Below are 20679 nucleotides of genomic sequence, written 5' to 3'. Positions count from 1 at the left end.
GATTTCCTCTAAGGAGATTCCGCTTGTTTATGATCTGACTTTGTCCTATCTTATCTTTTTTATAGGAGGATTATGAAAGATGAGTATGGAAATAGCTGTATAGCAATGTTGTGTCTTGCAGAGGGGATTCAATTCATGATTAATCAAATTATAGAAGCATATAGGGTTGAATTAAAAAAATACTGTTACACCTTAGCGGGGACTCCGTGGGACGGTAATGATCTCTATCAGAATGCGGTAGTTAAGTTACTTAAAAATCCGAACCCAATTGAAACACACCCAAACCCTAAAGGATACATGTTTAAAACAGCCACAAACGTATGGCGAGATACTCTTAGAAAATCAAAATGGGAAGAGATCACATCTGAAGATGCAATTGAGCTTCCAATTCTTGATAATAGTTTATTAGAAACTATTGAAGTTTTGCTCACCTATTTATCTTTTAAGCAATCAAGTACTTTTTTGTTAGTGGAGTATTATGGGTTCTCTATGGTTGAAGTGGCAGAAATGTTAAATATGACAGAAGGTTGAGTAAAGGCGGCTCTTCATAGAGCGAGAACAAATCTCAAAAAAATGAGGGAAGAGGCTATCATTGGTGAGGAACCTACTCCTACGATAATGGAAAGGATGCTTAAGGCTGTAGAAATGCAAGATAAACATACAATTGTGACTACATATCATCTACTAATGACAAGAGGAGTAAAGGTTAACAGGTCTCATACACATTTTACATTTACAATTCAGGATCCAGATGGAAATAAAATGATCCTACAAGAAAAAATTTAAATTCGGGCGTAACTTTTCATTCCATTCATACGTGATTGAAGTAAGGAGGGATTATATGAAATTTATTAAGCGAATTGATGCAGTCTTTGTACCGGTTATGGATGTCGAGAAATCAGAACAATGGTATCTAACAATGTTTCCGTTTAAGGTGGTATTTCGAAGCAGTGACGGAATCTATGTAGGATTTCGTTTTGAAGATGAAGACGAGGTGAAAACAGCTTTGACTATTCACAAAGTTGATAAAATGCCAGAACAACCTCATGCAGCATTTAACTTTTATGTCGATGATGTGGATGCAGTCCATAGCTATTTAAAGGAGCAAAATGTAGAAGTCGGTGAAATCCATGGGGCAGAAGGTATGCGTTTCTTTAATGCACAAGATCCTAATGGAAATAAATTTGAATTTGTAACATTTTAATTGGAGGTACAAAAAATGAGTTCATTCTTAAGAAGAGTAGGAACTACCTACATCCCTGTTACTGATCCAGAACTTTCATCAACATGGTATCAGGAGAAACTCGGCGCTATCGAAAACTTTCGGAATGATGAAAAAGCGATTCTTGACTTAGCTAATCAAAGTGTCTTTCTCGTGAAAGCTAAGGAAGGAGAGACATCAAATTTTATTGATGTTAACGGAAATCCACATTTTGCGATGACGTTTGAAGTGGATGGATATGATCAATTGAACCAATTACGTGATGATCTTTTAACAAAGGAAGTCAATGTAGGAGAGATTGAAGATCGAGGGCATCCGGGTAATAACTTCGTTTTTTATGATATAGATGGTAATGCTTTTGATGTGTGGAGTGAGCTGAGCCCAACCTTTAAAGAAATGCATGGTGTATAATTGAGAGGAGGCTTTAGGAAAGGTGGGTTCTTTTTGGAAAAGCGCTTTTTTCGTGCTCCTACCACGTTCGTGGGGCATGTTGAATTAAAAGTTCAAGATTTAACACGATCAATCAAATTCTATGAAAATATAATTGGCTTTAAAAAATTAGAAGAGAATGATCGGAGAGTTGTTTTTACAGAAGATGGAAAAACGCCTTTGTTATCGATTATTCAGCCAGAGGATGTAATACCTAAAGAAAATAGAAGGTCTGGTTTATTTCATTTTGCTATATTGTTACCGAATCGTATGGAATTAGCGAAGGTTCTAAAACATTTACATCAACATCATGTTCAAATTGGGGCATCTGACCATCTTGTTAGTGAAGCTCTTTATTTAAATGATCCTGATGGAAATGGAATTGAGATCTATTCAGATAGAGATTCAAGTGAATGGGAATGGGATAATAGCCATGTGAATATGACGGTTGATCCATTGAACTTTGAAGACCTTCTTGCTGAGGTAGGAGATGGAAAATGGTCGGGGTTACCCTCTGATACTGTTATGGGGCATATTCATTTACATGTTTCAGACTTACACAAATCTGAAGAATTTTATGATAAAGCATTAGGGTTTCAAGTTGTGAATCGTTTTGGTAATCAAGCTCTCTTTATGTCTACGGGGAATTATCATCATCACATAGGTTTAAATACATGGGCAGGTGTAGGAGTATCTGCTCCATCAAAAAACAGTGTTGGCATGAAGTTTTTCACACTTGTCTATCCTAGTGAGGATGCTAGGGATCAAGTGGCTCAACAAGTAGAGAACTTAGGATATGAAATAAATCAAGAGGGCCTAAATGTTTATACAAAGGATCCTTCCGGGAATAAAATTCAATTAGTAGTTTCAAATACTTCATATGTATTTACTTAAAAAGTACAAAAAAGCTCAAATCTCATGGGAGAGATTTGAGCTTTTTTGTTATTTCATAAGTTTTTGTTCAAATGGAAAGTCAGAGAAATTCTCAACACCGTCTTCCGTAACAAGAAGTTGCTCTTCAAGCTTAACGCCTTCTTTTCCACCTGGAGAACCAATGTAGCTTTCCACGGATAACACCATGTTTGGCTGAATTACGCCGTCATATCCTTTTTCTTCAAAGTCTTGTGGATACACAATATAAGGATACTCACCGCTTAGGCCTGTCCCATGTGCCACTGTGAAGTAACGGTTTGGGAAGAACTCATCTGGGATTTGCCAGCTCTTTTCAGCATATTCACGGAATGTCATGCCTGGTTTAAGCAAGTCGATGTTGTATTGAATTTGTTCATAAGCTGTTTGATATAAACGCTTTTGTTCATCAGATGGTTCACTATCACCGCAATAGAAAGTACGGCTGATGTCAGTGAAATAACCGAATGGACCATTCATGTCTGTGTCAAAGGCCACAAGTTCGCCTTCATTAATGACTTTATCACTACATTCCTGGAACCATGGGTTTGTGCGATTTCCTGAACTAAGCAACCTTGTTTCTACATAATCTCCGCCTTGAGCAATGTTTGTTTGGTGAAGATAAGACCATAGCTCATTTTCAGTGATGCCCGGTTGAAGTGCTTGCTGCATTCGGATCATACCTTCTTCAGCGGTCCGAACGGAGATTTTCATAGCTTCAATTTCTTGATCGTTTTTAATACTGCGCGCATGCTCAATAGGTTCTTGTCCATCTACAACATCAATACCTAATTTCGCAAGTTCAATTGCCCCTACAGATGGTACATAATCAATAGCTAATTTATTGTTATCACCTGCGTGCTGCTTGAACAAGTCTGCAATTTCTTTAGCCCAAGCTTTCGCATTATCATAAAGGTTTTCTCCAGAAGAAACGTAAGATAATGTAGTTGCAGGGCGAACTTCATCAATCGTCTCAATCCCCTCAGAAAGGTGCTCGCAGTTAGGGAAATCGAATAAGGTAACAGGTCCCTCTGTAGGAATGAACACGTAACGAGCTGGGTTACGAAGCATGAATACCTGCATGTTTCGGCTTCCTGTAGCGTAGCGCAAGTTTACCGGATCGAAAATGACAATACCTCCATACCCTTGGGCCTTAAGCTGTTCACGTACTCTTCCTAAACGATATTGGCGCATACGTACAAGGTCAATTTGTGTTTTATCATGGCGAATACTTGTTAATTTACTCACTCTTTATCCTCCTATATTGTCTGTTTCTACCTCAACATGTTTTTAATCTACCAAACATGTTATAATATGTTTAAACTTATTGCAATATAAAATGTGGAGAAAAATTATCTTCCTATTTCCACTCTATAGTTGAATGCGCTTGTTACATACTTTGTACGGCTATACTCGATCGGCATCGTATCAATACCAATTGTGGTTCGTTCAATATCCACTAAAGCCTCACCAGGGATTAAACCGAGTAAATCTGCTTCGTATTGGGTTGCATTAGAAGCGGACACGGTTTCTTTTATATTTTTATAATGGACATCATGGCGACCTAATGATGGAAAAATATCAAACATTTCAGTTGCATCTTCTTTGATCTTTTCTCCAATGGATACTGGGACGAATAACTGTTGATAGGCAATAGGTTTACCATCCGCAATTCGTAATCGCTCTAAGAAATAGACTTCATCCATTTCACTAAGCATTAGTTGTCCTTTTGCGTAATAACGGTCCATGTTTCTCCCGGAGCGTAACAATTTAACGGACATATCATCTCCGATTTCATGGTGGATAATACCAGGATTCCCTATATCCTCTTGAGGGACTTCTCGTACTCTAGTGGGAGCACCACGGCGCGTTTCCAAAACACCGTCTTGAACTAATTCACGGATCGATTGGCGGATGGTTGTCCGACTAACATTATATTGTTCTATAAGTTGATTTTCTGAAGGAACAGATTCACCAGGTTTCCATGTTCCGTTTTTTACGTTGTTCACCATTTTATTTTTTATCTGAACATATAATGGTAACTTTCTTTGCTTATTCGACATATTAGGACTCCTTTACTTACGTCTCTTTACATACTATCTTTCATTCTAAAGGAGGTATTGGAAGCTTACCAATAAAACAGGTAAGCTTTAGAAGAGAATTTAGCTGATTTTTGTGTCCTCATACTCATCTACTTCAGGTTGCTTGTATTTCTTATGATTCAAACCGAAATCATAAGAGGCGGCTTTTACAAAGGAAATCCCGAGCATTGGCATAATAATGAGTAATGGTACACCACCTACAATACTGGCTGTTTGTAAGGTTGATAGCCCACCGATATACATAAGAACAATTGGCAGGATTGACAAGGCAAAAGCCCAAAATAAACGATTCCAACGAAGTGGTTCCCCTTTAACCTCTTTTTGAACGACAGAAGCAATAATATACGAGCCTGAATCAAATGTAGTTGCTGTAAAGATTACAGCTAGTACTACAAATACACCTACTAGTAGTTTGCCCATTGGAAGTGTGTTTAATATGCCCATAACAGCAGCTGGAGGGCCAAGGTTTTGGACAGCTTCAACCACGCCATATTGTCCGCTCATTTCAAGGTAAATCGCATAGTTTCCGAGAATCCCGAAGAAGATGATGCTTCCTAATGTTCCATACAATAAAGTACCAACGATCAACTGACGAACAGTACGTCCCCTAGAGATTCTTGCGACGAAAAGACCGACAAAAGGAGCAAATACTAACCACCATGCCCAGAAGAATACAGTCCAACTTTCAGGGAAGCCTGTTCTCTCAAAAGATCCTAAATTATTGAATGGCTCTGTCCAAGTACTCATACGCAAGAAGTTCGAGCCTACAATACCTAATGCGTTAAACGTAGATTCTGCCATAAATAAGGTTGGTCCTACTAAAAAGATAAATCCTAGTAAAAATACGGATAACCATAAGTTCATATCACTTAATACTCGGATTCCTTTTTTCAATCCGCTAAATGCACTGAAGCCGAAGATGGCTGTACAAATGATCAGGATCCCAGCTTTCATCATTTTGCTTGTTTCAATACCTGTAAGGTCATTTATACCTGAACCGATTAGAGGCATTGCTAAGCCAAGTGTTGTACCTGCTCCACCTAGTAAACCAAACAGGAACAGAATGTCTACAAGTTTACCTATTGGACCATCTGTTTTATCGCCAAGAATAGGGCGGCATGCTTCACTAATTTTCAAAACTGGTTTCTTTCGTACATAATAGAAGTAAGCAATTGGGACAGCAGGTAGAGTGAAAATCCCCCATGGAATTAAGCCCCAATGGAAAATACCATATGCAGATGCCCATTCCATTGCTTTTGAAGACTCAGGTTCGATCCCTAATGGGGGTGCAGTGTAATAATATACCCACTCAATTGCAGCCCAATATAAGATACTTGCACCAATACCTGCACAGAAAAGCATGGCAGCCCAAGATAGAGTTGAAAACTCTGGTTTTTCATCTTTACCTAATTGAATATCTCCAAATCGGCTGTATGCTAAGTAAAGTAAAAAGGTAAATGTTCCTAAACCAAAAGCTAAAAAGATAACACTAAGATTACTAGTCATAGTATCTTTTAACGAAAGAACTACTTCCTTACCGCCTTTCGGGAATATTACTAAAGGTAATGTAACTGTGATTAACAGTACCAGTGAGCCTATAAATGTAGTCCAATCAATCAGTTTCTTATTCACTGTATCTCTCCTTATTAAAACTTGTTATTATATTTAATTAACTTGTTATTACAAATACGATTATACAGACTGGTTGTTCTTATTGTTAAATACGATTATACAGACTGGTTGTTCTTATTGTTAAATATGATTAATATCCGTGAGTTTAAATGAGCGTTTATGAGTATTTAATAACATGATAAAATCATTCTTTTTCGTCTGAATTCATTAATTTCCTTGAATATTCAATGTGAACTGTTCAAAATTAATGTTTGGTGAAGGGAAGGTGTTGTAATATGTTAAGAAAAAAGTAGATGTAGAGGTGGAGAAAATGAAACAAGCAAACAAACATGTTCGCTTAACATTTATACAAGATCATCAACGCCATTACTATATGGAATATTTACTTCTAGCTGATGAATCTGAAATAGTCATATCAGAATACATAAATGATGGGGATATGTTTGCTGTCTATGCTGGTGAGCTTCTTGTAGGAGTTGCACTTTTTACTTTTCATTCAGATCAAATAGTCGAGCTCAAAAACATTGCGATTTCCCCAACATATCGAGGTCAAGGGGTGGGAAAGGCTGTCATCCAAGAGGCTTGTTCGCTATATAGGGGTCAAGGCCTATACAAAATGATCGTTGGGACTGCGAATTCTAGTATTGCAAACATAGCTTTTTATCAAAAAGTTGGGTTTCGAATGGCAGAGGTTAAGAGGGATTTCTTCCTAAACTACCCTGAACCTATTTTTGAAGATGGCATTCGAGCATTAGATATGATTATGTTTGATAAAATTTTAAATGAAAGAAAATATTGACATTTCGGAAGAATCTCAGTATGATAAATGAAATTTTAAATTTCGAGCGATGAAAAGTTGAGTAGTTAAGGATCTCATTTGTTACAGAGAACTCCTGGTGCTGAGAAGGAGATGAATGCCCTTAATGAATAAAGCCTTGGAGCTTCGTAACGGCCACATGTTTTGTTTGTGGAATTTACGACGGATTCTCCCGTTATAGGGATAGGGTATAAACTGTTCCAAACAGTAGTACCCGATGAGATTGGTTTGGTGACATACCAATAAACTGAGGTGGTACCGCGAAGTTCACAACTCTCGTCCTCAAGATGACAGATCTTGAGGACGAGAGTTTTTATTTTATTGTCTAGGAAATTATAAGGTTGCTAGCTTGTGTATAACTCTTTAATGAGAGCGGGGCCAAGTCCAGCTCCAGCGCCCAGCAACGAAGGGACTTCCCTCGCTTCCGTACGATAAGTCAACATCGATTCACTTTGTTCATCGTGTTTCCTTTACACGTTTGTGACATGAAATTTTAACAAGGAAGAAAGCCGACGTAGTTAAAATTTCTAGGTGAAAGTACCACGGCAACTAAGCTTCTGTCTGCGCCTGTCGGCTTGCCAATCAGCAAGTTTGGTTAATCGTACTACGGGCTCAGTCCAGTCCCTTCGTTGCTAAACGGGCGCTTGCGCTTTTGTTCTCTACATAATAGATAGGGGGAAATGTTTTAATGAATCCAATTTTAAAAGAAGTTGCAGAAGAATTAGAAACAGAACGACTTATTTTACGCATGCCTAAGCCAGGTGATGGAACGGCTGTCAATGCAGCAATCACTGCATCACTTGAGGAAATGAAACCTTGGTTAGGGTTTGCTTTAGATGAACCGAGTATAGAAGATACAGAGATAAATACTCGACAGGCTTATGCGAAGTTTATGACACGAGAAAATCTTCGCTATCTTATTTACTTAAAAGATACTCAAGAATTTGTAGGGTCTACAGGATTCCATAATATCAATTGGGATATTCCAAAGGTTGAAATTGGCTATTGGATTGACACGAGACTCAGCGGGAAAGGGTATATGCAAGAGGCTGTTCAAAAGCTAACTGATTTTGCGCTCGATGATTTAGGGTGCCGTAGAGTAGAGATTCAATGTGAATCAGAAAACTTTAGAAGTCGTGCTATTCCAGAAAAATTAGGTTATAACTTAGATGGAATTTTGAAGAACGATGACCTATCCGTTGATGGGAAACACTTAACGGATACGTGTATTTATTCTAAGGTTAAATAGAGCTCACATACCTCAACCCCTTTTTGAACATACTAGCCAATGACTACTTAAGAAGGAGTGGGCAATTATGTCTCAAAAAGGTCCAGTAAAACGCAATCAAACATCCGAAGAGATATCAAGAAAAAATAAAAAGTACGAAACCGAACTTGCTGATGATATGCAAGTAGGTAATAGTGAGCATCAGAGTCAAAAGAAAAGTGGAAAACAGGCGAATAAAAAATAAGGGTTTAAAGAAGCAAGTACCATGGTTTAGGTGCTTGCTTTTTTTAATGTAAACATCTACGATAGGTGGCAATTCATACATAAGAAATAGAGGAGTTGAATGAAATTGTTACATTTACGTGCTTTAAGTACAACGGGAGCATCTCATGCAAAGCCTGGAGTTAGAGGCGATTCTTTGCATGAGATGGTCGTGCAATATTAGATATCGCCTAGTTTTCTAATTCATTAGGCTTTGCACCTTACATTCATCGAAATTTCATGAAATAAGGGGCTGGCAATAATGAATAATGTAAAAGCAGAAATCGTTTTACCTGAAGCATTACTTAAAGAAATACAACAATATGTTCAAGGGGAGAACTTATATATTCCAAAACCCAAACATTCATACAAAAAGTGGGGCACATGTAATGGGGGAAGGAAAAAGATAGATGATCGAAATATGAAAATGATACAAGCTTATCGTAATGGATCATCTATAAATAAGTTAGCTGATGAACATTATCTTTCTGTTGAGACTGTAAAAAAGATTGTATATGGTAACAGATAAAGAAATTTAACATGCTGATCATCTTCATCATTATATGGAGTTGATCAGCATTTTTAAGGTGAATTTATTCTAAAATTATCTTAGGCATTTCTATAAGAATTTTAAAAGATTATATTTAATTACAAGATTGCTTAGGAGGGGTAATATGGAGGAACATAAACAAATAAAATTTTTAAGAGGTAAAAGAGTTTTTGCAAGGCCTATTGAACAAGATGATTTGGATCTGTTTTATAAAAGCGCTCTTTGGGACCCGGAAGGAAGAAGATTAACAGGAACTCAAGCCTTCTTTAGCCGACAAGGTGTCCAAAAGTGGTTCGATCACATTTCAACAGATTCTAGTCGTGTCGATTTGATTATCTGTTTGGAGGAAAGTGACAAGCCTATAGGAGAGATGGCTATATTAGATATCAACCATCTAAATCGTAACGGTACTGTTCGAATCTCAATTTTTGATAAAAAATATTGGGGGAATGGATATGGAACAGAAGCGATGTCTTTATTACTTGAATATGGCTTTACGAAGTTAAATCTACATCGAGTTGGCTTAGATGTCTTTTCTTTTAATGAGAGAGCAATTAAATCTTATAAAAAATTAGGCTTCCAACAAGAGGGGCGAATAAGAGATGAACTTTGCTATGATGGAGAATACCATGATTCCATTTTAATGGGGATGTTAGACACAGAGTTTCAAATGAATCATGAAGGAATATAAGAGAAGGAATCGAATACTTTGTAGAAGGAATATTCTGCGAGCTAGTCATAAGAAGGGTGAGGAGATTCATGAGTGTAACCTTAAAACCAATGACTCAAGAACAATTCGAAAGATATTATGAAAAGTCTATCGAGGAATATGCAGCTGAACATGTGAAAGCAGGGAATTGGAGCGAAGAAGAGGCGTTACCAAATGCAAGAAAACAGTTTCAACAATTATTACCTGATGGTCTAGAGACAGAAAATCAAGTTCTCTTTACAATTGTGAATGAAGAGGATAAATCAATTGGGATTCTTTGGTTGAATATAACGGAAAAGCAAGATGAAAAACATTCCTTTATCTATGATATTAAGTTAGATGAGGAGCAGCAAGGTAAGGGGTATGGTAAAGCTTCAATGAATGTTCTTGAGGATTATGTGAAAGAACAAGGGATTTCTCAAATAGGCCTACATGTTTTCGCTCATAATAAAAGAGCAGTTGCTTTGTATGAAAAAGTAGGATTTGAAATGACTGATCATGTAATGAAGAAGCGGATTACATAATTTCACTCTAGAAGTATGGTGATAAAATGAATGAAAAAATTCAGCAGTATAAAGAGACATTTAACCTGAAAAAGGATTATGTGGAATGTCATCATATCAGTCGAGATATGCTGTTAAATGGCGAGGACCAAGCACTTGCTAAAACATTAGCAACACTATCCGCCCTTGCTGAGCAAGTGAATAAAGAGCGCTGGTCAGGGTATCACAAGCTCTACAAAAAATTAGTGGAGCAATTACAAGATCTTGAGTCTTTTCCTTTTGATCGAGAAGATTTAAGTCAGCAATTAAGTGATTTGGATCAAAGAATTAAGCGTGAAGAAAATATAAAGTCTGTCCCCATACAACTTAAAGAGTAATTGAGGTTATACACGGTTTCTAGTTTTAGAGTCCGTGTATTTTTTATTGCTATAAAAGCAGGAAAGGAATACCTTTATACAGAAATGATTGTAATATATTTCAAGAAGGTAGGGATGTCATGAGGTATGCTGAAATCTTTAATGAAATTGTAGATATTATGCATCATGATTATGCGGGTTGCTATGACAAGACTGGGTGGGACAATCCAGAGGTTTTTTCTGAAAAGATTAATTTACTAGAAGAACAAGGAGCACTAACTCCATATTCGTTCGAAAACATAGTCCAAGATTACCTACTAGATTTTCAGGACCCACATATGTTTTTTAAGCGATCCGAAAAAGGGGAAGAAAAGCAGCTTGAAATAGGGTTTAAGGTCCGGAGGTTTGAAAATAAATTATATGTTATTTCTGTAGGATCGGAAAAAAGGTTAAAGAAAGGGGAGTCATTATTATCCTTCGATGGAGTTTCTGTAAAACAACTTGTAACGAAGCATCAAAGTGAATTAATGGAAAAAGTGGCTGAACGAGAACGTTGGGAAGATATCCTCAAGAGATATTCCACGTGTGTGGTTGAAGACCATAAGGGAAACCAACAAGAAATGAAAATAGAACTTTATGAGAAGGAAAAATATCAGCCTCAACATACTGTAGAAAATATTGATGAGAGTACATTACTTATAACACTAACAGATTTTGATAAAGGGGAAGTGATGAAGAAACTCATTCATGACTATCAACAAGACCTTGAACAGACTCCTAACCTTATCATCGATGTCCGTTTAAATATTGGTGGTAGTACACAAACGTTTCAAGAATTTCTTACATATCTATTCCCTGAAGGGTCATTTGATTTAGCTGATATGCTGGATTATAAAATGGAATTTCATTGCACGGAGAGAAATTGTTCCTTACAAAAAAAGAAAACAGACAATTACTTAAAAGAAACAGAAGATGAAGATACTCGTAAATGGATACTCAATTATCAAAAGGGTTGGATAGATAATTGGGGGAAAGGGTTTATAGATTTTAATAATTCTGGAGAAAAAACATCTCATTGGATTCAAGGGAAACCGAACCCTGAGAACATTGTCCTTCTCACTGATGTCAAATGTGGAAGCGCTGGAGATATATTTGTAGAAATTGTTCAACAATCGTCTAAGGTGACGGTAGTTGGGCGTCCAACAGCAAATATTAATGCCTATTCCAATTTAATAGATAAAGAGTGGGATAACACATTCGAACTTTGGTATCCCACTTCTAAAATTGTTTCAGAAAATGAGGTGGAAGGTGGGCAACCTGACATATACATCCCATGGACACCAGAATACCTTGATCGTGATGTTGATATGGATGAGGGCGTAAGGCTGTTAAAGCAACAATCTGTTTCTAAATAATTTTAGTTGTCATTTTTATGTAACTCGATGAATTTTTTATCGTCTAATCAGGCAAAGGGGGGAGAAAAGATGAGAGAAAGTAAAATATTCATCTTAATAATCATTCTTTATCTTGGCCTGGTTGCTTGTGGAACAACCGCGACTAATGATCAATCGAAAAGTTCAGATAAAAAGGATCAGCCCTACAAAATGGAAAAGATCGACCAAGGTGTGATAGATGGTAATACTGTTTTTGCTTGGGATATGTTCAAGGAGCTAAGTGAAGAAGAAAAGCAGAAAAGCATCTTTTTTTCACCATTTAGTATATCAACTGCTCTTTCGATGACCTATCAAGGGGCACGTGGTGAAACGAAAGAAGAAATGAAAGACGTGCTTGGTTATCAAGGGATAGATATTCAACAGGTTAATGAATCGTACAAAAACTACATACGTTTCGTGACGCAAATAGATGATATAGATGTGAATATAGGAAACTCTATATGGGTTCGTAAGGGATTATCCGTAAAAGATTCCTTTATTCAAACCAATCAAAACATGTATGGTTCGGGTGTCTTCGAAAGAGAGTTTTCAGACCAAACCGTAACAGAGATGAACAATTGGATTAGTAAAGAAACCAACGGAAAAATCAAGGATATGTTGTCCCCTCCTATTAAGCCTAATGTGCAGATGTTTCTAATTAACGCGATCTACTTTAAAGGGGATTGGCAAAACCCATTTAAAAAAGAAAATACTAAAGAAGAGTCATTTCATGTTACGAAAGGTAACTCAAAAACCGTATCCATGATGTTTAAGCAAGAAGCAGTTCAATATAATGAAGGTTCTGATTATAAAGCGATTGAAATGCCTTATGGAGAAGGGAATACTTCCATGTATGCTGTTCTACCGAAAAAGGGGACACCTCTTGGTTCTTTTATTAGTGAAATGACAGATGAAAAATGGAGTAATATTATAAAAGGAATGGAAACTCAAGAAGAAGTGAATATATCCTTTCCTAAGTTTAAAGTGGAATATGGAACAAAGAACTTAAACACATCTTTAAAAAGTTTAGGAATGAAACAAGCCTTTGATAACGCCGATTTCTCTGGAATGTCAAACAGTGGGTTGCGCATTAACCGGGTTCTTCATAAAGCTTTTATAGAAGTAAATGAAAAAGGAAGTGAAGCGGCGGCTGCAACCGTGGTAGAAATGAATGAATCTGCATCAGCTTCTCAGCCTAAAACCTTTAAGGCTGATCGCCCTTTCCTTTATGTCATAGCGGATAATAAAAAAGAGTCTATTCTTTTTATGGGAACTTATTATGGAGGGTAATAGAAAAGAGGTGCACCTAAGGTAGCACCTCTTTTTTATGATTCCTCATAGGGCTTGTCTTGGTAAAAGTAATTTGGAGAGTGCATTGTATCATCATACGAACTATGAAAAATATGTGTTGAAGCGGGTGATATCGGAGGAATGAGCCATGTCCAGTCTCCTGTTACATCACGCCCGCAAGCACTTTCTTTTTGCTCAAACAAATGGAACTGCTGAGCAGCTGAATGATGATCTACTATACTCACACCATCTTCTTTAAACGAATGGAGTACCGCTGTATTTAATTCAATCAAAGCCCTATCCTTCCATAGAGAAGCATTACGTCGTACATTGTACCCAAGGTATTCTCCTACTGTTGGTAGCATGTTGTACCGGAACTCATCGGCTAAGTTTCGAGCACCAATCTCCGTTTCCATGTACCAACCATTAAAAGGAGCGGCTACATATTCAATACCACCAACTTCTAGTTTCATATCCGATATGATAGGGACGCCATACCACTTAAGGTTCAGTTCTTGAAACCAATCATATTCAGGATGTCGCAAAGGAACTTCCAAAACATGATCTTTTGGTACTTCAAATAATGTGGGTTCTTGCCCATGGACTTGAATGACCCAAGGGAGGATATCAAATGATGTTCCTTCTCCTCGCCACCCCAGTTCTTTGCATTTGGTAGTGAATTCTACCGAAGCAGGATCCCCTATCACGCGACCATCCTCTTCATATCCTGCATATCGAAGAAGCTGATGATTCCAAATACGGACAGGTGTTTCCCCGTTTGTTTTTGGTTTGAAAATGGAGATCGTAGAACGAATTTTTCCACCATTTGTTGCATAATCCAAATGGTGAACTAAAGCATCTTTTATATCTTTAGAATGGTCTAGATGACGGTAATCAAAAACGTTTAATGAATCCCAAAACAATCGACCAATACAGCGGTTACTATTGCGCCAAGCCGCTTTTGCTCCATATTCCAGTTCTTCAAAGGTGTGTTCATAATGGTTATATTTTTGAATTTCATCTTGTATGTAAATTAAGCGTTGAGTTTTTTCATCTTCAGTTTTTCCTAACTCGGAGTAACACTGTTGAATAAACACTTTTGCCTTGTTATATAATTCCTCACTCACGATGGTGTACCTCCACGTCGCTCAGTCTACGGTGATTGTACCATACCACATCTCACAATCGTAAAAGTGAAAAGTGACAATTCTTGAACAACAGATGAGGAATTCCTCTTATTCCCGCCTCATTACTCATCTGTTTTTGTTATAATGCTTCTAAAGGGGTTGTCTAATATTGAGTAACACAAAAGATAAAATTTTATTAGTAGATGGAATGGCATTATTGTTCAGAGCCTTTTATGCGACGGCGATGAGCAATTATTTTATGGTAAATAGTAAAGGTGTTCCAACAAACGGTATCTATGGATTTGTTAAGCATTTATTTACAGCAATAAATCATTATAAACCTTCTCACGTAATCTGTTGTTGGGACATGGGAAGTTCAACGTTTCGTAATGAACTATTTCCTGAATATAAAGCAAATCGTGGGGAGCCGCCTGTCGAGTTAATCCCACAATTTGATCTTGTCAAAGAAGTAACGGAATCGCTTGATATTCCGAACGTTGGTTTGGCAGGTTATGAAGCTGATGATTGTATGGGAACATTAGCTGAACATTATCGGGATCAAGGTGAAGTGATCATTTTAACAGGGGATCAGGATATTCTACAATTATTAAAGGAAAATATCTCTGTATCAATCTTGAAAAAAGGCTACGGAAATTACGCCTTATATCAAGAAACATCCTTTCTCGAAGAAAAAGGGATCACTCCAGAGCAAATGATCGACTTAAAAGCTCTAATGGGAGATAGTAGTGACAACTATCCCGGGGTTAAAGGGATCGGAGAAAAAACTGCATTGAAGTTGCTTCAGGCCCACGAATCAATCGAAGGGATTCTTGAGAACTTACCATCCTTAACAAAAGGACAACGAAATAAAATTGAGCAGGACTTAGAAATGCTTCACCTTTCTAGAAAACTAGCTCGCATCCATTGCGAGGTTGATGTAACCTGTTCATTAGATGATGCAGTACTAGGCATTAATGAAGAGAAAATGAAAGCGAAATTTGATGAGCTTGAGTTTCGTAAGTTAGATGGTATTTTGCAGTAATACAAACAAGATATTAAGTAATAAAAATGAGAGCCTGAACATACTCAGGCTCTCATTTATTTACTTACCAAGCTTCTCACGCTCTTCTTCTATTACATCCACATCAATCCGTTCAAACAAAGGCGATACCTCTCCAAGTATAGTGGGCAACGTTTCAATTGGAGCCCACTTCAGCTCTTTTATATCTAGAATTGAGCTAACTTGCTCACTTGAGAAAGGAAGAAAAGGAGAAAGAAGCTGCGCTAAGTTAGCAATGATTTTTGTACATGTAAATAATGTATTCCGGCACTCAGGCTCATTTTCTCGAATTTGGATCCAAGGCTGTCTTTCGTCAAAATATTTATTTGCTTCTCGTACAAATGAAAATACAGTCTCTAAAGCTTTTTTACATTCACCTGCTTCAATTAATGCACCAACTTGGCTGTAGACCTCCTTAATTCGCTTATTTATTGTTTCATCACTTACTCCATTCGGTACCTCTCCACTATAAGATTTTTGGATGAACTTCAACGTACGGTTAACAAAGTTTCCATAAGCACCAAGTAGCTCGCTATTATGACTATATATAAACTCTCTCCAAGAAAAATCAGCGTCTCTATATTCTGGAGCATTAATCGTTAAAAAGTACCGAATTGAGTCGGGATTGTATCTGTCCAATAGGTCAGGTACCCATACGGCCCAATTCCGACTTGTTGAAAGCTTTTTCTTTTCAATTGTCAAATACTCACTTGATAGAATGTGGTTCGGTAGGGATAACCCTTCATCGAGACCTTCTAAAACAGATGGCCAAATAATAGAGTGGAAGGGGATGTTATCTTTTCCATGAATATAATAGGATTTTGTATTCTGTTTCCAAAATGGGGCCCAGTCTTCTCCGTTTTGTTCAGCCCATTGTTTACTAGCGGATAAATAGCCAGAAACAGCTTCAATCCACACATAAATTTTCTTATCTTCAAACCCTTCAACAGGTACTGGGACACCTACTTCCAAATCTCTAGTAGCCGCTCGATCATGTAAACCTTCTTTTAGATAACGTTCGGTGAGATGGAGGGCATTTTCCCGCCATTCTTCTAGAGTTTTAGCTTTTTCCACAAGTTCCTCTAATTGTTTTTGAAAATGGGAAAGAGCAAAGTAATAATGCTCTGTAGGCTTAACAACAGGTGTATCTCCACACAGTTTACACGTCTTATCCACGATGTCTACGGGGTCTAAGAGGGTAGAACATGATTCACATTGATCGCCTCGTGCAGCTGCACCACATTGTGGGCAATTTCCCTCTACATATCGATCTGGTAAAAAGCGTTCACAGCTACGGCAAAATGTTTGGTCAACGGATTGTTTATAAAGGTGACCATGATCCAACAAACTGTTAAAAATGCGCTTTACTTCATCATGATGATAAGGAGAGTCTGTCCGAGAGTAGTGATCATAAGTGAATCCAAGGTTATCAAACGTCTCAACAAATTCCTTATGGTAGTGATCAGCAATCTCTTTAGGTTCTACTCCTTCTTGTTTTGCTTTTATGGCGATCGGCGTTCCATTACAGTCCGATCCTGAAACATATAAAACCTCTTCACCCTTTAATCGATAATAGCGTGCTAGAATATCCCCAGGTAAAAGCGCTGTTAAATGACCTAAGTGCAAGGAACCATTTGCATATGGCCAAGCACCTCCGATTAAAATACTCATCATTTCCTTCCTCCTTTTTATTGTCTAGCTCCAGCTCCCAGCGAGTTATGCTTTTCTAAATAAAAAAGCTCGCCCTCTGACATAGTCAAAGGACGAGCTTTACTCGTGGTACCACCTTAATTTCCTAGTAATTCACATTACCAGGCTCCATAAGTACGGAACAGTCATACGATTAGTGATAAAAAGTTAATCTTTTCGATCACAGCCCTACGCTGTTCTTATACTCTGGCATTGATAACGAGTGCCAAATCTCGTCACATTCTACTCTCGCTCGATTTCGATGTGAAGCTCAGGGGCCATGTTCATTCTGTCTTTGCTTTGCTTCCTTTCACCTAACGAAGCTCTCTGTAAAAGCATGTTCAGAATTACTCTTCCCATCATAGCTATTCAAAATATTGTATTAATCTTACACAAATTTGTTCATGATGACAAGTCTTTAAATAGCTTTCATGTTTAATGAAATGCAAAACGGGAATTCCATTCACAAAATCGATGGAGGGATATAAATGACACAATATCGTTTAAGTGACGTTAATGTTGGAGAAAATTATACAGCTAAAGAATTAGATAGTTTTGTATCGACAACAGATATCATTCTATTATCAAATAACGGGTCGCAGTTATTTACTGAACCTGATAGAGAATATAAAGTAACCATGGAGCTAGATGGCTTTTTCGAACATTCTTCTCAAGACGGAGAAAAATACTATCGTGATAAAAAAGCATATATTGTAGAAAAGGTATAAGGGATTAGAGAAATGCTTACCCAAGGAAGTTAGGGTAAGCATTTTTATTATTCTCAAGAATTTATTTTACGTTGCTGGGCAAAATATACAACAAATTAAACTTTAGAAATTCTATACAGTCACAAAAATTCACAAAAAATTTTGTAAAAAAAGTAAGTATTCTAAAATTACTGTCATGACAGCTTTCGAGCTAATTCGTTGTTTATTACTGTTAAATAAATTAAGGTTGTGTTGATGAAACTTTTTGTACAAAGTGTTTACTTTATACAATGAAAATTGTATAATTGACTCTGTTTTCGAGAGAGTATAAAAAATTAGAAAAATTCACAGGAGGGTCACACATATGAATATGATGAAAAAATGGTTACCTGTTCTAGGTCTTGGTCTATTACTAATTCTAGCTGCATGTGGCGGCAACAATGATACAGATCAAGGTGAAGGTAATGGCGATGCAACTGATAACGAAGGGAACACTACAGAAGAAAAAGGTACATTACAAATCGGTTTAAACAACTGGGCTGAAAACGTAGCTGTTTCAAACATGTGGAAGGTTATCCTTGAAGACAAAGGCTATACTGTTGAACTTAAAACAGTAGAGAAAGCTGCTCTTTATGAAGCACTTAAGAACGATGACTTAGATGTAGGACTTGAAGTTTGGTTACCACATACAGATAAGCCTCTATACGAAAGCTACAAAGAAGACGTGGCATTCCATAAAGACGAAACTTGGTTCGAAGGTACTGAACTAGGACTTTATGTTCCTGAATACGTAGAAGATATTAATAGTATTCCAGATCTTAAAGGAAAAGCTGATAAATTTGGTGGAAACATTGTAGGTATTGATGCAGGTTCTAGTCTTTACGGATTAACGGAAGATGCATTGAAAGAATATGGTCTAGAAAATTATGACCAACAATCAGCTTCTGGACCGTTCATGACAGCTGAACTTGGAAATGCGATTAAAGATGAAGAACCTATCCTAGTAACACTTTGGAAACCACACTGGGTGTTTGCTGAATACAAAGTTAAACTTCTTAAAGATCCAAAAGGTGTTTATGGTGAAAAAGAAGATATTAGCTGGATGTCTCGTCAAGGATTTAAAGAAGACATGCCTAAAGTTGCTAAAGCAATCAAAACATGGAAGATGGATGACGAATCTCTAGGTAGCCTTATGAACGAAGTGAAAAAAGCAGATGAGGCTCTTGATGGCGCTCGTACTTGGGTTGAAAACAACCAAGACCTAGTTAAAGAGTGGACAAGTCATATCGAATAATAAGAATTAAAATAGCCTGTCACATTAAGTGACAGGCTATTTTTTTGCGTCTAAACGGGCGCTTATGCTTTTCTTAGGTACTTGCATACTTTTTCATTCTTCGATCATCTTTTTGATCTTTAACAACCATTACAGCGTGAATAGCGCCAGGAAGCCAGAAGATCAGAGTCAGGATTAAGTTTATAATAGCCTGGAATGGACGGCCTACAAATAGAACCGCTACAGGTGGTAGAACAATAGCTAATAAATAGAGCATCATCTATGCCTCCTTTTTGTTCTATAAATCTTACTTATCCTATTTCTACCCGACTATTATTACGACAACACATAAAAAGTTATAAGAATTCCTATGTTTGATTTCATTTATTGACGGTTACATACATACCAAGGATGAATCATCCCATTCTACAAAGGAGTGGAAACAATAAATGAATTTACACAAAGAACTAAAACGATTAGAAAACTTTTATGCAGAAAAACCAGACCAAGTTTTAACCATGTATTTAAATACTGATTTATCTGACCCTGAGCAGCAGGGTGGAGAGTGGAAAATCCATTTCAAAAATGGTATGAATAACTTTGAACATTACCTACAAGAAAGCGGAAATAAAGATGAATTGAAGAATTTCCGTAACTTAAAAGAGCAATTAGAAAAGTTTATTCTGGAATATGAGCGTAATCTTTCTAAAAGTCTTGTAGTGATCGCTTCTACCGATGGTGAGCTTTGGTTCGCACAACCTATTCAAATGCCTGTGAAAACAGAATTTTATTGGGAAGATACACCACAACTTCACCAATTACGTGAGCTTCATGAGAAATTCCCTAGAACGGGTATTATTTTGGTGCAACAAAATAACATTAAAATTATTGAAGCTGAGCTAGGAGCTGTACATGATACAGACCATTATGAATTAGATATTGATACAGAAGACTGGCGTCAAAATACAGGACCACACCAAGCAAAACCTTCTATGGGTTCAGGTAAGAGTCCTCAAAAAGAACAGTTTTATGATCGCTTCCATGCCAATCAGCAGCGTTGGTATAAGAGCATTGCGCCAACCCTAGATAAGTTAGCGAAAGATGGAAATTGGGAAGCAATCTATATTGTTGGTAATAAAGAAGAAGCAGAAGAGATTGAATCTCACATGAATAAACCAATCACTGAAATTGTGCCGAAAAACTTACTTGAACATGAAGAAACGAAGGTTATTGATGAGGTCGTTTTATAAAAGGATAAAGGTGTAAAACACTACTTCATGAAGAAATCCTACCGTACTTCGGTAGGATTTCTTTTATTAATATAGAATTTGCCCATTTTATACCAACAATGCATCTACCTTAATTCAAAATTAATTTTATGA

At 37.1% G+C, this 20679-nt stretch carries 23 protein-coding genes and 2 other annotated features; of the genes, 17 read left to right on the top strand and 6 right to left on the bottom strand.

Features of this window, described 5'->3' with window-relative positions; translation table 11 throughout:
• The first annotated feature begins 135 nt into the window (after nt 1–135).
• The 4 genes from H514_RS0105210 (at nt 136) to H514_RS0105190 (ending at nt 2545) form a co-directional block, all read left to right on the top strand.
• Nucleotides 136–531: an RNA polymerase sigma factor gene (locus H514_RS0105210; protein WP_161625879.1), complete on the top strand. Its 396-nt coding sequence runs from the start codon at nt 136–138 to the stop codon at nt 529–531.
• 310 nt (nt 532–841) lie between these two features.
• Entirely contained in the window at nt 842–1204 is a 363-nt protein-coding gene (locus H514_RS0105200) for a VOC family protein (protein WP_027446012.1), read from the top strand.
• A 15-nt stretch (nt 1205–1219) separates the two neighbouring features.
• Nucleotides 1220–1633, top strand: a complete 414-nt coding sequence (locus tag H514_RS0105195; RefSeq protein ID WP_027446011.1) for a VOC family protein — start codon at nt 1220–1222, stop codon at nt 1631–1633.
• Between the two features lie 33 nt (nt 1634–1666).
• A complete protein-coding gene (locus tag H514_RS0105190; protein ID WP_027446010.1) occupies nt 1667–2545 on the top strand; it encodes a VOC family protein in 879 nt (292 codons plus the stop codon).
• Nucleotides 2546–2593: 48 nt separating this feature from the next.
• On the opposite strand, the gene H514_RS0105185 is transcribed toward H514_RS0105190, so the two are convergent.
• The 3 genes from H514_RS0105185 to H514_RS0105175 all read right to left on the bottom strand — a co-directional run bounded on the left by H514_RS0105185 (nt 2594) and on the right by H514_RS0105175 (nt 6294).
• A complete protein-coding gene (locus H514_RS0105185; RefSeq protein ID WP_027446009.1) occupies nt 2594–3808 on the bottom strand; it encodes a M24 family metallopeptidase in 1215 nt (404 codons plus the stop codon).
• A gap of 104 nt (nt 3809–3912) precedes the next feature.
• Nucleotides 3913–4623: a GntR family transcriptional regulator gene (locus tag H514_RS0105180; RefSeq protein ID WP_027446008.1), complete on the bottom strand. Its 711-nt coding sequence runs from the start codon at nt 4621–4623 to the stop codon at nt 3913–3915.
• Nucleotides 4624–4722: 99 nt separating this feature from the next.
• Nucleotides 4723–6294, bottom strand: a complete 1572-nt coding sequence (locus H514_RS0105175) for a BCCT family transporter (RefSeq protein WP_027446007.1) — start codon at nt 6292–6294, stop codon at nt 4723–4725.
• Nucleotides 6295–6604: 310 nt separating this feature from the next.
• Here H514_RS0105175 and H514_RS0105170 point away from each other — a divergent pair, with 310 nt between their 5' ends.
• The 9 genes from H514_RS0105170 (at nt 6605) to H514_RS0105125 (ending at nt 13441) form a co-directional block, all read left to right on the top strand.
• Nucleotides 6605–7093: a GNAT family N-acetyltransferase gene (locus H514_RS0105170; protein WP_081672937.1), complete on the top strand. Its 489-nt coding sequence runs from the start codon at nt 6605–6607 to the stop codon at nt 7091–7093.
• Nucleotides 7094–7133: 40 nt separating this feature from the next.
• Nucleotides 7134–7398 (top strand) — a binding site (T-box leader).
• A 401-nt stretch (nt 7399–7799) separates the two neighbouring features.
• The gene (locus tag H514_RS0105165; protein ID WP_027446005.1) at nt 7800–8360 is read left to right on the top strand and encodes a GNAT family N-acetyltransferase; all 561 of its coding nucleotides are present in this window, start codon (nt 7800–7802) and stop codon (nt 8358–8360) included.
• A 67-nt stretch (nt 8361–8427) separates the two neighbouring features.
• Nucleotides 8428–8583, top strand: coding sequence for a hypothetical protein (locus tag H514_RS24935; RefSeq protein ID WP_169449749.1), 156 nt, complete (start codon nt 8428–8430; stop codon nt 8581–8583).
• Between the two features lie 279 nt (nt 8584–8862).
• Nucleotides 8863–9129 (top strand): CD3324 family protein, encoded by a 267-nt coding sequence (locus tag H514_RS0105150; protein WP_027446004.1) that lies wholly within the window; start codon nt 8863–8865, stop codon nt 9127–9129.
• 145 nt (nt 9130–9274) lie between these two features.
• The gene (locus H514_RS0105145) at nt 9275–9841 is read left to right on the top strand and encodes a GNAT family N-acetyltransferase (RefSeq protein WP_027446003.1); all 567 of its coding nucleotides are present in this window, start codon (nt 9275–9277) and stop codon (nt 9839–9841) included.
• Nucleotides 9842–9909: 68 nt separating this feature from the next.
• Nucleotides 9910–10383: a GNAT family N-acetyltransferase gene (locus tag H514_RS0105140; RefSeq protein WP_036843033.1), complete on the top strand. Its 474-nt coding sequence runs from the start codon at nt 9910–9912 to the stop codon at nt 10381–10383.
• A 26-nt stretch (nt 10384–10409) separates the two neighbouring features.
• Entirely contained in the window at nt 10410–10739 is a 330-nt protein-coding gene (locus H514_RS0105135) for a hypothetical protein (protein WP_027446001.1), read from the top strand.
• A 119-nt stretch (nt 10740–10858) separates the two neighbouring features.
• On the top strand, nt 10859–12133 hold the full coding sequence (locus H514_RS0105130) for a S41 family peptidase (protein ID WP_036843030.1): 1275 nt from the start codon (nt 10859–10861) through the stop codon (nt 12131–12133).
• A gap of 69 nt (nt 12134–12202) precedes the next feature.
• Nucleotides 12203–13441 carry a serpin family protein gene (locus H514_RS0105125; protein WP_027445999.1) on the top strand — a complete coding sequence of 413 codons (1239 nt, stop codon included), beginning with the start codon at nt 12203–12205 and terminating at the stop codon, nt 13439–13441.
• 35 nt (nt 13442–13476) lie between these two features.
• Here H514_RS0105125 and H514_RS0105120 read toward each other — a convergent pair whose 3' ends face one another.
• Complete coding sequence (locus H514_RS0105120; RefSeq protein ID WP_154657327.1) at nt 13477–14571, bottom strand: nitric oxide synthase oxygenase; 1095 nt, start codon at nt 14569–14571, stop codon at nt 13477–13479.
• Nucleotides 14572–14737: 166 nt separating this feature from the next.
• Here H514_RS0105120 and H514_RS0105115 point away from each other — a divergent pair, with 166 nt between their 5' ends.
• A complete protein-coding gene (locus H514_RS0105115) occupies nt 14738–15610 on the top strand; it encodes a 5'-3' exonuclease (protein ID WP_027445997.1) in 873 nt (290 codons plus the stop codon).
• A 60-nt stretch (nt 15611–15670) separates the two neighbouring features.
• On the opposite strand, the gene metG is transcribed toward H514_RS0105115, so the two are convergent.
• Entirely contained in the window at nt 15671–17299 is a 1629-nt protein-coding gene (gene metG / locus H514_RS0105110; RefSeq protein ID WP_027445996.1) for a methionine--tRNA ligase, read from the bottom strand.
• An 85-nt stretch (nt 17300–17384) separates the two neighbouring features.
• Nucleotides 17385–17689 (bottom strand) — a binding site (T-box leader).
• A gap of 116 nt (nt 17690–17805) precedes the next feature.
• Between metG and H514_RS0105105 the strand changes: the two genes are divergently transcribed.
• A complete protein-coding gene (locus H514_RS0105105; protein ID WP_027445995.1) occupies nt 17806–18045 on the top strand; it encodes a hypothetical protein in 240 nt (79 codons plus the stop codon).
• Nucleotides 18046–18388: 343 nt separating this feature from the next.
• A complete protein-coding gene (locus H514_RS0105100) occupies nt 18389–19318 on the top strand; it encodes a glycine betaine ABC transporter substrate-binding protein (RefSeq protein WP_051255036.1) in 930 nt (309 codons plus the stop codon).
• Nucleotides 19319–19391: 73 nt separating this feature from the next.
• On the opposite strand, the gene H514_RS0105095 is transcribed toward H514_RS0105100, so the two are convergent.
• Nucleotides 19392–19574 (bottom strand): YqaE/Pmp3 family membrane protein, encoded by a 183-nt coding sequence (locus H514_RS0105095; RefSeq protein ID WP_027445993.1) that lies wholly within the window; start codon nt 19572–19574, stop codon nt 19392–19394.
• A gap of 172 nt (nt 19575–19746) precedes the next feature.
• On the opposite strand from H514_RS0105095, the gene H514_RS0105090 reads away from it, so the two are divergent.
• The gene (locus H514_RS0105090) at nt 19747–20547 is read left to right on the top strand and encodes a VLRF1 family aeRF1-type release factor (RefSeq protein WP_027445992.1); all 801 of its coding nucleotides are present in this window, start codon (nt 19747–19749) and stop codon (nt 20545–20547) included.
• The last annotated feature ends 132 nt before the right edge of the window (nt 20548–20679 follow it).

The organism is Pontibacillus marinus BH030004 = DSM 16465 (assembly GCF_000425225.1).
Taxonomy (GTDB): Bacteria; Bacillota; Bacilli; order Bacillales; family BH030062; genus Pontibacillus; species Pontibacillus marinus.
Note: the sequence above shows the minus strand (reverse complement) of the source record. Positions and strands in the feature narration are given on the sequence as shown.

Excerpts from the sequence above, each read along its gene's own strand:
- H514_RS0105210 (WP_161625879.1), top strand. The coding sequence starts at position 136 with ATGATTAATCAAATTATAGAAGCATATAGGGTTGAATTAAAAAAATAC.
- H514_RS0105150 (WP_027446004.1), top strand. The coding sequence starts at position 8,863 with ATGAATAATGTAAAAGCAGAAATCGTTTTACCTGAAGCATTACTTAAA.
- H514_RS0105135 (WP_027446001.1), top strand. The coding sequence starts at position 10,410 with ATGAATGAAAAAATTCAGCAGTATAAAGAGACATTTAACCTGAAAAAG.
- H514_RS0105095 (WP_027445993.1), bottom strand. The coding sequence starts at position 19,574 with ATGCTCTATTTATTAGCTATTGTTCTACCACCTGTAGCGGTTCTATTT.
- H514_RS0105090 (WP_027445992.1), top strand. The coding sequence starts at position 19,747 with ATGAATTTACACAAAGAACTAAAACGATTAGAAAACTTTTATGCAGAA.
- H514_RS0105140 (WP_036843033.1), top strand. The coding sequence starts at position 9,910 with ATGAGTGTAACCTTAAAACCAATGACTCAAGAACAATTCGAAAGATAT.
- H514_RS0105195 (WP_027446011.1), top strand. The coding sequence starts at position 1,220 with ATGAGTTCATTCTTAAGAAGAGTAGGAACTACCTACATCCCTGTTACT.
- metG (WP_027445996.1), bottom strand. The coding sequence starts at position 17,299 with ATGAGTATTTTAATCGGAGGTGCTTGGCCATATGCAAATGGTTCCTTG.
- H514_RS0105145 (WP_027446003.1), top strand. The coding sequence starts at position 9,275 with ATGGAGGAACATAAACAAATAAAATTTTTAAGAGGTAAAAGAGTTTTT.
- H514_RS0105200 (WP_027446012.1), top strand. The coding sequence starts at position 842 with ATGAAATTTATTAAGCGAATTGATGCAGTCTTTGTACCGGTTATGGAT.
- H514_RS0105170 (WP_081672937.1), top strand. The coding sequence starts at position 6,605 with ATGAAACAAGCAAACAAACATGTTCGCTTAACATTTATACAAGATCAT.
- H514_RS0105100 (WP_051255036.1), top strand. The coding sequence starts at position 18,389 with ATGAATATGATGAAAAAATGGTTACCTGTTCTAGGTCTTGGTCTATTA.
- H514_RS0105125 (WP_027445999.1), top strand. The coding sequence starts at position 12,203 with ATGAGAGAAAGTAAAATATTCATCTTAATAATCATTCTTTATCTTGGC.
- H514_RS0105165 (WP_027446005.1), top strand. The coding sequence starts at position 7,800 with ATGAATCCAATTTTAAAAGAAGTTGCAGAAGAATTAGAAACAGAACGA.
- H514_RS0105105 (WP_027445995.1), top strand. The coding sequence starts at position 17,806 with ATGACACAATATCGTTTAAGTGACGTTAATGTTGGAGAAAATTATACA.
- H514_RS24935 (WP_169449749.1), top strand. The coding sequence starts at position 8,428 with ATGTCTCAAAAAGGTCCAGTAAAACGCAATCAAACATCCGAAGAGATA.
- H514_RS0105130 (WP_036843030.1), top strand. The coding sequence starts at position 10,859 with ATGAGGTATGCTGAAATCTTTAATGAAATTGTAGATATTATGCATCAT.
- H514_RS0105180 (WP_027446008.1), bottom strand. The coding sequence starts at position 4,623 with ATGTCGAATAAGCAAAGAAAGTTACCATTATATGTTCAGATAAAAAAT.